This window comes from Micromonospora sp. IBHARD003 (assembly GCF_056106285.1).
Map to the genome: position 1 here is coordinate 6,372,000 of NZ_JBWBBX010000001.1, position 13,530 is coordinate 6,385,529.

A 13,530-nucleotide genomic window follows, 5' to 3' on the forward strand; every position below is an offset into this window, starting at 1 on the left:
GTGGAGGAGATCAACTTTCCTGACGATGTCAGGAAGATGCTCTGGATCCTGATCGGTGAGTTGCCCCTGCAGGCGAGGGAGGCTCTCGCTTATGCGAGCCGTGAGCTGTACCTCGCGTTTGCCCGGGGGCTGTTGGCGCTCCTCAAGGCGATCCGGCGTTCCATCGCCGAGGCGGCCACCTCTCTGCCGGAAGGCGTGGCGGAGCAGTACGTCGGGGCGTTGTCGCTGCTCGTCGATGACGGGGGTGTGAACCATCTCGACGAGATGATCGCTCAGCTCGAGGCGATCGCCCAGGGGCAGGTCGATTACGCGATCAAGATCCAGGCGGCGAAGTGGGAGATCATCGCCGAGATCACGATGCTGCTGATCGAGCTTGCCACCCTTGCCGCGCTGTCCGTGATCACCGGCTTCACCTCGCTGTCCGAGATGGCACTCGCCAGGGCGCGGAGCCGGCTGGCTGTGCTCATGATCATCCAGCGGTTGCTGCAGAACCCTCTGACGCAGGGTCTCGGGGGGGCTTTCGAGGAGGGGATCCAGAACCTTGCCGTCCAGCTCGCCCAGATTGCTGGGAACCCGCCTGAGCTCAAGCCCAAGGGAGTCGACTGGGGCGAGGTCGGGAAGTCGGCGCTGATCGGCTTCTTCTCCGAATTCTTCAGCAGCCTGATTCGTAAGGGCTCCCAGTCCTTTCGGAACTGGGCCAAGAACAACTTCGACAACTTCGACAACTTCGCGAAGAACAATCCCAACTTCGCCAAGGGACTCCACAACACCAACAACGTCGTTGAGGCAGGTGTGGCCGGTGGGGTCGGTGAAGCGTCGGGTGAATGGGTGGGCAGGGGCCTCACCGACGGCAAGTGGGAGTTCAAGTTGGAGACGTTCGTCGGCGGTGCCACGAGCTCGTCCATCCAGGTGATCGCGGAAGGAGCCATCGGCACGGCCGGGGTGTCGGTGCACAAGATCATCGTCGCGGCCCGGTTCGGCTCCACGAACGTCAACAGGATGGACGACGGTGCAGGTGGCTTCTGGCGCGGAGGGGGCTCGGGTTCCGGTGGCGACGCGTCGCCGGCGTTCCCCGCTCCTGTGCCTACTCCTTACGGCACGGTCGGCGATCAGCCGACGTATGCGCCGCTTTCACCGCCGCCGGTCACCGCCCCCACCCCTACGCCGGCCCTGACACCGCCCCCACCGGTGCCGACGGTGACGCCCTTGCCCGACTCCCTGCCGGGCGCGGGGACCACGCCCGAAACCTCGCGCACGACGGAGTCGGGCGCGGACCTTTCCACACCCCCGCCGAGCCCGTCCGTACACGGGGGGACGACCGCGCTGAACGTGACCCCGTTCACCGCACCGCCCGTGCCGAACGTGCCTCCGTTCACCGCAACGCCCGCTTCGGACACGTCCGCACGCTCCTCGGACATCACGTCCACACTGCTCGGTGACGACCCCTCTGCCGCGACCGGCTCCCCGACAACGTCGCGAGGCGCAGGGGTCTCTCCCTCGCGGGGGACGACGGACGAGGGAATCCTCTCCGACGAGTTTGCCAATGCGCTGCCGGATCCCGCGGAGGTGGACGGCACCGGCAGCTCGAACACGACGGATTACACCGCGCCTGCGGCCGCGGCATCCCCTCCGGCCACCACGTCACCCTCCGGGGCCACGGCGGGTTCGCACCCCGGTCCGTCGGCCGGGCCCACGAACTCGGCGGCAGGATCCCGTACCGTCGTGGACGGTGCAGGTCACGACACGCTCGACGGGGCTGCGGAGCCGACCGAAGAGGCCGATCCCGTTCAGCACGGCAACAGTGGGGCGGACCTGAGCGGCGGGACCGGATCTCGTCCCCAGTCCGGCGTTTCGCGCGATGCCGGTACGCGTCCTGGCCTCGACTCCCACCCCGGGGACACCCCTCGTCAGTCGGCGCAGGACGACACGTTCGACGGTGCTGAGGATGCGCGGGACGCCGACGAAACACCCACCGACACACCCACCGACACGAACGCCGACACAACCACCGACACGAGCGCTGAGGAGACCTCGCAGGAGGCACCGGCCGCGCCCGGGGTGCACCTTGCCCCGCCCCGCCCGACCATCACCGAAACGACCTCGGGCACCGACACCGACATCGACACCGACACGAGCCCCGGGACCGGTCCCGACCTGCTCGCCGCTCCCGTCACCGCACCGCCGGCGGACAGTGCACGGCCTTTGGACGGTCGGCTCACCGACACGGCGCGCCCCGCCGTGCAGCCTGCCGCTCGACCGGGCACCGCACCCGACCCCACGACGACGACCACCGACAGCGGCCGAGTCACGCAGCCACGCACCGGCAACACGGCTACGGCTTCGCCTCCCGCTGCGACCAGCCCGGCCCAACCCGTCCGCACGGTCGGCGGCCCCGGCGGCGACGCGGGCAAGGGTTCGGACGGCAGTGGGGACGTCGCCCCAGCTGGTGTGCGCGAGGGCGACGGGTTGCGCGACACCGGCATGCAGGACGAAATCGATGAGATCACCCCGCTTCCGCCCGAGAGTGCCGGAGTGCGGGACGATCCCTCGGGGTGGCACCCGGACCTGGTCCGCTATGTGAACATCGCCCTGGAGGACATGGGTTGGACCGGCGATCCGGTGGGCGAGGCGGAGGTGGCGGCCCGGCATGCCCAGTTGCCGGAGCACTGGCGGGGTCCGGTGCCGCGCCTGCCGAAGGAGCGGGCCGAGCGCATCGCACGCGGGATCACGGGGCGGGAAGAGCCCGGGCTGCTGGGCGGTGCCCCCGCAGTTGTGGGGATGCCGGCGGGTGAGGATCCGATTCGGGATTGGGAGCAGATCTCGGGTGGTCGGCGGCGGTCGAAGGAGCTGCTGGTCGTCGATGGGGCGGTGCTGCGGCTGGGCACGAATCCGGGTCGGGCCGATCTGCAGCGTGTGCTTGCTGCTGTGGACGAGTGGAAGCGCAGCAAGGGCGGCAAGGCGTCGTCGAGTAAGCGCTGGCCGGCGGTTGTGCGGTTGGTGGGGGCCGTCCAGGCCCGGTTGGGCCGGCTGGAGGCAGAAGGCCGCGGTGCTCAGGCCGGTTCCTCTGCTCGGGCCGGGGCTGCCGTTCAGGGGCAGGCCGGGATGGCGGGATCCGTTTCTGCTGGGCCGCGTCAGGTCGAGGTGGAGGGGTTTGGTCCGTCCAGCGGTTTCGAGGGTGAGCTGCACAAGTTCCGTGTGCCGATGGAGGACGGGGACGATCCGGCGTCCTATGGCGGGGTCGTGGAGCTGCCGGGTCTGCTGAAGATCACCTTTGACAAGGTGGACGGCGTGGCAGTCCTGGAAGTGGTGTCGCTTCCGGCGCGTGGGTTGGTGCGGGGGCAGGACGACGGGCGAGCCGAGCGGTCCGAGGTGGTGGCTGCTTTCCTGGACGTGCTCGATCGGCTCGAGAGGGCGCGCCACGGTGCGAAGCTGTCGCAGATCTTTCCCAGCTCGGCGGGCTTCAAGGTCTTGGTGGACGCGGAGGATCTGCCGGTGTTGGGCGATGGCCAGGGGGTCATCCTCGTCCATCACACCGCGACGGCTCCGCTGAGCGGGGTGATCCCGTTCCTGGAGCATGTCGGCGAGCACATGCGTGTCGAGTCCCTGCCGGTCCAGACTGCGAAAAAGGATCTGGAGGGAGGGGTGCGGTTCGGTCGTGCTGCCGAGTCCCGGTTTCGGGAGTGGCTGGCCGGGCGCCCGGACCTGGCGCCGGCGGCGTGGGATGCCCAGGAGTTGGCGGGCGCGCTCGCTCTTGGGTATACGCAGGTCGCAGCCACGGCACGTGACACCAAGTCGACGAAGGCCTGGGGGAAGGACTTCACTGCGGCCGCTTCCCGGGACTCCCTCCAAGGGATCCGGGCAGCGCTGGGCGACGTGCCGCGCATGTTCCTGCAGGATCAGGCCGACTGGCTCGCGACCGAGTTCGATCGACCCCTTGCCGCCGACATGGAGCTGACCAGTGTGCTGGACAGGCCGCTTGCGCTGAAACACAAGGAGGGCGCCCCGAAACTGACGGTCCGGCACTACCTCGACAACCTGCTCCTCGCCGACCCTGCGCACGTCATCAGCCAGTACGACGCACTCCGGATCCGTACCGACTTCGCCACGCTGGACAGCAACCCGGACGAGAACGGGATACCGCGGATCGTGCCTGCGGTGGTCCGGTTGGAGGCCCGGCCCTACGCCTCGATCGCGTCCACCAAGGAAACCCTCCTGGCGGAGCACGAGACCCTGGCGAGCCTGTCCCTCGATCTCTACAACCAAGCCCGGCAACTACACGGACTCCGCCCGGTCGGCGGCCCGGTGACACAGCCGGCCCCCGCCGCGACCGGCACACAGTCCGGACAGCCCCTGCCCGCACCCCCCACGAACACCACCGTGTCGGACTCGGACCCGGGCGTGTCCACTCCGACACCGAGCCCGTCACGGCAGGGCGGGACCGCAACGTCGAACGTGACACCTCTCACGGCAATGGCCGCTCCGAACGCACTCTCGTCGGACATCACATCCACACTGCTCGGTGACGAACCTTCCGCCGCGACCGGCTCCCCGGCATCGTCCCTTCAGGCCACTGCGTCACACTCCGGTGCTACACAGCCTCGCACCGGCGACACGGCTACGGTTTCGCCTCCCGCTACGACTAGCGCTCCGGTTGGTGTGCGCGAGGGCGACGGCGCGCGCGACAGCGGCATGCGTGCCGACGTCGGCGTGCCCGAGGATGTCGATGAGATCACACCGCTGCCGCCCGAGAGCGCCGGAGTGCTTGACGACGATCCCTTGGGGCGGTACCCGGACCTGGTCCGTGACGTGAACATGGCCCTGAAGGGTGAGGGTTGGACCGGCGATCCGGTGGGCGAGGCGGAGGTGGCGGCGAAGCATGCCCAGCTGCCGGAGAACTGGCGGACTGGTCCCGTGCCGTACCTGAGCAAGGAGCAGGCGGACGGCATTGCGGACCTGATCATGGGCCGGGAGCTGTCGCCGGGGCTGCGGGGCGGAGCACCCGGCGACGACGCCGACGTGGAGATGTCGTCGCCCCCTCCCCGCGCCGCCGCGGATGGTCCTCACGTCTCTTCCGTGATGCCGGATGTGCTGTACACCAGCGACCCGCAGCGCTGGAAGGAGATTGCGAGGGACTTCGAGGAGAGGCTCGGCGACATCATGGCGGCCGACGCCAAATGGCTGTCGGCCCTGCGGCTCGGTATCCAGCACCTCCAGTTCCACCTGTCCGACAAGACCCTCTTCTTCGACTCTCCCGAGGATCCGGACTTCGACTACGACGCTGAGCTGGCGATACTGCTCGACGAGGGCAACCCGCCTCCGCTGAGCGACATGATGCGGGCCTTCGTGCTGGCCGCCCCGTTCCACGCCGAGCGGGCGGGGCTCGCCGAGCCCCTCGCCGCGCAACCTCTGGCCGAGCTGAACACCGCACTGGAACGGCTCGGGCATCCGGTCGACGGGAGGGCCCGGAGCACCGAACTCGTGCAGCAGGCCGAGACGCTCATCCGCGTCTACCGGGCTCTGGTTCCGCAGGAGGGCAACCAGCTGAGTTTCCGCAACGCCGTGTTCGGCCTGATGATGGCGCGGGACGAATCTCCCTCACTGGCGCAGCTGCTGGGCGCCGCGCAGCGGGCCGGAGTGTCCGAGCGGGACGGTTCGCGCCTGCTGGAGCCGGACTTCAGGACCGCGTCGTCCGTGGAGGCAGACGCGTCCCAGCTATACGGGCTGGTGCCGTTCCTGTTCGATCCCGCGAGCCGCGCCGCAGACAAGGCGCTCAAGGAGGCCGTGTCCCGTCTGCCGCACGAGATCCGGTATGCCGAATGGGCGAACGGACTGTTCGCCCCCGACATCACCGGAGGCATGTCACTCGGCGGGCTCGCCGCCCAGCTGAAGGAGGGCCTACCGTCCGGTCAGGCATCCCAGGAGGGGATGGTTGCCTGGCGGAGGCGTCAGGACGCTTTCCGGCAGTGGGTGCTCACCAACCGCCGCACCTTCAAGAACATCACCAGGTTGCCCGACGGCTATCGCATCGCTCTCTTCCTGCTGGGCGGCCCCGACGCCCAGCTGATGGACGAGCGGATCCTGAGCGGCGGAGCAGAGGGCCGCGAGCTGCTCGAAGAGCGGATCCTCGGCGGGCTCAAGGGGTTGAACGGCCCGAACCAGGAAGCTGGACGGGACTCCTTGCCGCTGGTGGTGCTGCGCGACCCGCGGGTGCGCCACCTCGTGGACATTCCGGGAGCGCGGTCGGACGAGGCTCTGGAAGAGGTGGCTGCGTTCCTGGCGACCGACGACCTGGTCGCGGAGCTGGGCGTGCACGCGCGTATGGCCGGCAAGGCGGCGGCCTTGCTGACGGAGAGCCGTGGCCCGGTCTACTGGGCTGAGTGGCACAAGCCGGGTTCGGGGACCGGCCACCTGGCCGGCGGGCAGACGTTCAGCCGCCCTCCGCTGTTCCAGGCGCGGTCGAGCATCGAGGCCGCCGTCAAGGACGCGTTCTCACGCGGGGAACCGCGCACAGCGGATCACCACTTGGTCGTCTACTCGGTCCAACGGCCCGGCGCGGCCTACGACTACGCGTCGTTCGCGCGTTTCCCTGCCCATCAGGTCGTATTTCCCGGGGCACAGAAGTACGTCGTCACAGGGCACGAGGCCGTCCTAAACCTGGCGGCTCCCTTGGTCGCTGCTGCGGGGAACTCGACCGAGCGTGGTCTGGCGTACTCGCTCGTCACCCTGGACCGGGTCGATCAGCCTGCCCGGGCCTGGCAGCAGCCGATCATCACCCGCGAGGTGCGCTCGACCGGGGGCGTCCATTTCGGCATGGCCAGCCATTCCGGCCCGGACTGGATCGCCAGGTTCCTCCGCTTCCGTCGCCTGCTCGACATGAAGGTGGGTGCCATTCAGCTGCCGGACGGGTCGAGCGTGGCGCTGCAGGTGCCCGTGGAGACCGGCTTGGGGACGGACGGCAAACCGGCGTACACGATCTGGGGTTCGCACGGCAAACGCGGAGCCCTCTCGGTCCTGACACCCGAGGGCCGGAAACGGGTTCTCGGCTGGTGGGCAGGCAGACAGGGCGAGGAGTTCCACAGGGCGAAGGGCCTCGGCCCCGGTGTCAAGCAACTGCTGAGCGCCTGCTACGCCGGCTGGAGCACGCAGGGCACGGCGGCGGTCGCTCAGACGGCGGCCGACGAGCACGCCGCAGGCGCCGAGACCGTCGGGCCGAACGTCAGTGTCACGGCGGTCCGCATCACCGATCCGCATAAGAGCGCGTCCGCGCGGCTCAGCATCAACCAGCGCGCGGGAGACGCCGCGGGCAGCTGGCAGACCTTCCGGCCCCGGCCGGCGAAGACGGCGGGGGAGGAGACCGCAGTCTTGCCGCTTGCCGGACAGGGCAGGCGGTACCGGGCCATGTACCGCCACGCGGACTGGGATGCGGCAGCCAAGGGGTACGAGAAGGCCTACGGGCAGATGCTCAATGCCGCGCCCCAAGTTGTGGACTATGTAAAGGAGTTCGCCGACGCGCTGAACGCGTCCGGGAAGTACCGGGTCGACATCACGGACGACATGACGTCGGCCGAGGACATGATGAAGGCGATCCGCGATGCGGTATGGCAGGTGCACCCGGGCACGAAGATCACCCTCGCCCCGGACAACAGCACCAGTGACGAACTGCGCACGGTACGCGGGCTGCTCGTGCGCTCGGGCGCGTTCTCCAGCATGGCGCCGCTGTTCGACGCGTACAAGGCCCTCGGGTTCCAGGGCGGCCACGATGGCCTCCTGCGTGCCGTACTCGCCTGGCTCCTGCCGACGGGCACCCGCACCCTCGCGGAGATCCTGGGCGAGTACGTCGCCATCGCCGAGGACGACAAGGGCATGGACGTAGACCGGCTCAAGCACGTGCTGCTCGGCGACGCCGCGGACCTCTACGGATGGACGCACTCCGACCTCTGGCGGATCCCGGGCGACGTCGGCGAACTGCACGCCACGTTCGGCCTGGCGTGGCAGCTGCCGCACCATCAGCTGTATCTCCACAAGATCAGCCCACGGACCATGGGTGACATCGACCTGACGGAGGACATGCGGGGCCTGCTGCCCGCGCAGATGTCCGCCTTGCTCCTGGCGGCCCACGGCCCGGACCTGCGACTGCTGCGTACGCGGCTCGCCAGGGACTGGGACGGGAACGACCGCCGGGAAGCCGAGATCGGCAACACGATCGACGAAGCCATGACGACCGGCTCGCTCGACTTCCCGCACCTGCTGACGGACCACTCCGGATTCAGGGAGCTGGCCGAGGAGGCCCGGAGCATCACCGATCGCGCGGACCCCAGGTTCGCTGCGATCCACGAGAAGATGACGGCCCTGGTCCCGAAGGTCGCCCGCTATGCGGGCAAGCACTTCGGTGAGCACCTGGGACTGCTGGCCGAAGGCCTGGCCGCGCTGCCGGGGACCGACGCGCCCGTGTACTTCGGGTACGTCGCCCCCGGAAACCTGGACGGGCAGCCGTCGTCCGGGCTGGGCTCGCTGAGCGTCCCGCAGTTCCAGCCGGCAGCCTTCGACCCCGCGGACACCTTGGGCCGACTGGGCGCACCCGCCGGTGGTCACCAGGTCGTGGTGAAGATCGCCGGTTCGCAGGCGCGTGACATCTCGTTCGCCGCGAACGGCCGCCGGCTGGCGATGCTCCCGTGGCAGATGGACGTCCATGTCACCGAACGCCATGTGCGGTACGACGCGGACGGCCACCCGTACGAGTTCGTGGTCGCCGAACTGGGCCCGCGGCCCGTACCGAGGGCGACCATCTCGGACCTCCCGGAATCCATGGAGGAGGACGAGGACTTCGGCGCCGACCACGGTGCCGGCTCGGCGATGGAGGTGGACGACGACGAGGCTGCCTTCGAGTACGACTCCGACTCCGATTCCGACTCCGATTCCGATTCCGATTCCGATTCCGACTCGGACTCCGAGTCCGACTCCGACGTTCCCGCCGCCCGCCAGCCGGGTGCGGCGGGGTTCGACGTCGACACGGCGCAGACTCATGCCCCGATGCCGTCGAGTCCTGGCGAGCAGGTCCAGGTGCCGGGCTTCGAGGGCACGCCACTGGCGCCGCCCTCCGGTCCGGCGAGCGCGGATCCGCTCCGGGACGGGGAGCCGACCACGACCCTCCGGGAAGAACCCTTCGGCGTGCGCGAGAGCAACGGCGCGTCCGACAGCGGCATGCGTGACGACATCGGCATGCAGGATGACATCGACGAGATCACACCGCTGCCGTCACTGCCGCCCGAGAGCGCCGGAGTGCGGGTCGACGATCCCTTGGGGCGACGTCCGGAGCTGTTCGATGAGGTGAAGCGGGTCCTGGCCCGACGGGGCTGGGCAGATGGCCCGATCAGTGCGGAGGAAGTCGCGGAACGGCACCGCGAGTTGCCGCAGCACTGGTGGAACGTCCCGGTGCCCTACATCCTCAAGGAACGGGCGGAGGGCGTTGCGGACCTGATCATGGGCCGGGAGCTGTCGTCGGGGCTGAGGGGTGGTGCGCCCGGTACGGGTAGTGCGGGCATGCCGGATTTCCTGCATGCCCCGCGGTTCCCCGGGCTGTTCACGCAGTCGGACTACCGGGATCTCTCGGAGCGCTACGGGCGGGTGGCCGCCGAGGCCTTGAGCAAGGACCCGTTGCCCAAGGAGCAGGCTCGGGTGGTGCTCGAACTTCTGGTCAAGGAGTTCAGGACCGGGCCCGGCGTCGACGCCGCGACGACCGCGTGGTTCATGAGCCGGGTTCTCGGTCAGCAGCCTCCGGCGGGGGTCGATGCTGCGGCTGCGGTGCAAGGCCTGCTGGCGAGCGACGAGTTCGGCGTGCTGATGGGAGCTCTGGAACGGGCTGTTCTCGCCTACTTCGAGCGGCTGGGGCACAAGGCACCCCCGGTCGTCATCAAGTCGCGCGGCGAGGACTGGGATGCTGCGATGCGAGGGCGCGGGTACCGGGGTTCGGCCGATCTCACGCCAGGGCAGCAGGCGCAGGCCTGGAGCATCGGGTTGATGCTGCACATGGCCAAGCACTTGAAGCTTCCGCAGGTCGAGGCATCCCTGTGGCGTGACGCGGTTGCCGGGTGGTTCCTTTCCCGTGAGGGTGCGTTGCCGTGGGAGTGGTTCCTGGACAGGTCGCATCGGGCGGGGATCTGGGACGAGCAGGTGGAGCCTGACCCCTGGCGGACGGATCTGTCCCGGGTGCACGGCTGGATCCACGGCACCCTGGATCCCAGGGGGCGGCTGACCAAGGGCTCCGATGATGCGTTGAGGGACGGGCTGCGGGTGCCGCCGCATGTGGCGGTGTACGCCGAGCGGATGACGGAGGATAGCGGTCAGTCCTTGCCGTCTTTGCTGAGTGACCGTGTGACCGGACTGGGCAACTGGGGCGATCCTGCTCCGGTGCTTGGACAGTGGCTGAGTTACTTTCCGGCAGTGGTGGGTTCCAAGGAGGCCGCGTGGTGGCAGGAGCGCCGGGAGGCGCTGGGTGGTCTGCTGGCCGACCCGGCCATGGTGGAGATCTTGGGAGAGCTGCAGTCCGGGTACTCGATGGCGTTGGCGCTGGCGTCCGGTCCTGACGCGGCGTTCTTCACACCGGGGGTGCTCGAGGGGCCGGGGGCGTTGGACCGGTTGCGGGAGGTGATTCGTGACATCGGCCGGCGGGCGGATCCGCGGGATCGGGCGTCGTGGCCGTTGTTGATGCTGCGCGACCCGGGTATTCACGCGGTGGTGGGAACGGGTGCTTCGGCGGCGATGGTGGAGGCGGCGGTCGGGCGCTTCGCCGCCGACGCGGATGCGGGGCTGCTGGATGAGATCCGTGGTCATGCGGCGATGGCCGAGGAGGCGTTGGACACGCTGCCCGCGAAGCCTGCGGACAGTGGACCGGTGCTCTACACCGTGACAAGCCAGGACCCGGTGTCGTACGCGCCCGACGGCAAGGAGTTGTCGTTCGGTGCCTTCCGTTCGGGGACGGCGGATCTGGGTGTGGCGCTGAAGGGGCTGAACGAGCAGGCTAAGAATGCCGTGGCCGGGAGCCGTCCTCCGATGGTGGTCGAGGTCGTGGGGTCGTCGGCGCGGGAGCTGTCCGTTTTCAGCCGGAAGCCCTCGGAGCGCCTGGTGACCTCGCCGACCGCGGTGACCCTGTCGGTGCGCGACGTGCGGTACGCGTACGACGCGGGGACCGGAGTGAGTTACGTGCACGTCGTGGCCGAAGAGAAGCACCAGCCGGCCGCCGAGATCGCCTGGAACGACGACGTCCTGATGCGCAAGATGGTCACCCCGCAGGGACGGAATTTCGGCTACGTGAGCGTGAGCGCGCGCGAGACCGAGTTCACAAGCAGCACCGCGGCAGGCCACTCAGGCAGGCAGTGGAACTTCGATCGTCTGGCGATGGTGACGCAGTACAAGGTCCAAGACCAGACCGGATCGTCCGTCCGGAAGTCCTGGCCGCTGCCGACCGCGGCCGACGGGACCGGCCAGCCCGGGTTCGTGGTCCTCGCCGGACACGGAACACGCTACTTCATCAAAACGGTGGGCCGGTTCGGACCTCGGTTCATGAGCGGTCGCCAGTTCGCGGCCAAGGCCGCCGTACTGCTGAAAGACGTGGACAGTAGCGTGCCCGTCTTGCAGTGGTCCTGCTGGGCGGGCGCCACACCGCCGCAGGTACGGTCGGCGGCGCAACAGGAGGCCAATGGGTTGCAGCGTGACGTCTACGCGGGCAACCAGCTCGTGGCTCCACCGGTCGACGGCACGGACGACGCTGCCTACCTCATCACGACATGGGGCTCGGGCAGTCCCGACATCCTGAAGTTCCAGCCGCAGAGTCAGCACAGTGCGCCCACACTCCCAGTCGGCCACGCGGCGCCGTACCTCGCGGGCCAGGCCGCGGGCTACACGCAGCCGTACTCGCGATGGAAGAGCCATGCGGAGAATTACGAAGGCGCTCTGGCCGAACGGCTGTCAGACGACGGAGAGTTGCTGGAGCTCATGCGGGACGCCGTCAAGACGGTGCCGGACGCCACCGTGCACCCGCAAGCCTCCCTTTCCCAACTCGGGAACGACGTGTGGACCGCCGCGGTGAAGAAGAAGTATCCCGGCTACGCCGGGTACTCCCAGGGCCCGCGCTATGCGATGCGGAACCAACTCGCGGAAGGGCGCGGCATCCACATCCACCGTAACGAGGTCCCGGACACGCGGGGGATGTACTGGTGGTACCGGGACCAGGGGCTGCCCAGCGACAGGTTCCCCACGTTCGTCAAGGCCGTGTTCGCGTGGGGACTGGACGCGAAGATCCCCCTCGCCTCGCTCTTCGCCGACCTGCTCATGTCCGGGATGAGCGGGAACAAAGCGGTGCTCTCCACGGCGCTGGCCGGCAACGGGGCCCATCTGTACGGCCTCGCCGACGCCGTATTCGCGCCTCGTGAGGGTCTTCCCCCCGAGGGCGCGAACCGCCTGCGTCTGCCGCACTGGCAGACGTACGCCCGGGACCTGCGGTATATCGGGGACACTCCCGACGGCATCCGGGTACCGCACGGCCTGACGGAGGCGATACGGACGCTGTCGGCCCCCGGGGAGCACCAGCAGCCGCCGGCCCCGGCCGGCGCGAAGTCCGGGCTGGGCGAGGACAGCTGGGACGCCAGGAGCATCGCGGTGCGCGAGTGGATGGCCCGCTACCCGGGTTCACCGCTTGACCGTCTGGACCCGGCCCACGTCATCGCCCTGTATCTGCTCACGCATGACACAAGCCAGCCGTTCTCCGACGCCGGCTCACTCCAGGACGGCCAGGGCACGCATACGGTGCGCAAGGCGATCGAGGACGCGGCGACCCGGGCGAAGAACGGCGAGACTGCGCAACTGCCGCTACTCCTACGGTCGCGGGACCTGGGTCGTACGTTCAGGAAGTTCCAGCAGGCCGTCGATCCGGACAACTCCGGACTCTACGAACCCGACGAGCTCGAGACAGTCTGGGGTGAACTACTCGACGAGCGTCCCCCCGCCGAGGCCGACCGACTGCGTGGCCTGGTGTCGTTCCACCGGGGGTTGGCGGTGGAGGGGCTTGCGGCGTTGCCTCCGGTCGGCGGCACGGTGTATTACGCGATGGTTGCGCCGGAGGGTGGTGCGGCGGGGGAGCTGGGTCGGATCAATGTGCCGGAGTTCCACCGGGTGACGCAGGACCGGGACGAGGCGCTGCGGTGGTTGCGGGACCTCCCGGCTCCGGCGCCCGGGTCGCGTCGGGTCCTGGTCGAGATCCCGAACTCCACGGCTCGCGATCACACCGTGCTGGCGCATGATCCCAGCGAGAGTCATGTGCGTTATGCGCACGCGGCCACGTTCGACGTCACACCCGGGTCGATGGAGGAGGCCACGGCGAGCGACGGCAGCGCCTACACGGTGCTGCGGGCCGAGGAGCTGCCTTCGGCCGACCCCCAACAGACGCAGCGGGTGCTCGAAGCCGTCATCACCGCCGCACCGAGCAGCAGCTCTGCCGGAAACACACTCGCCCCGGCACCGCCCGAGACCGTCCAG

At 69.1% G+C, this 13,530-nt stretch carries 1 protein-coding gene (cut by a window edge); it reads left to right on the plus strand.

What is annotated here, in order from left to right:
- Positions 1-13,530, plus strand: the start of a protein-coding gene (locus tag ACTWOL_RS28280) for a hypothetical protein (RefSeq protein WP_474299627.1). Its footprint extends 26,109 nt past the window's final position; 13,530 of the gene's 39,639 nt are visible here — the first part of the coding sequence; its start codon is at positions 1-3; the stop codon falls past the right edge of the window.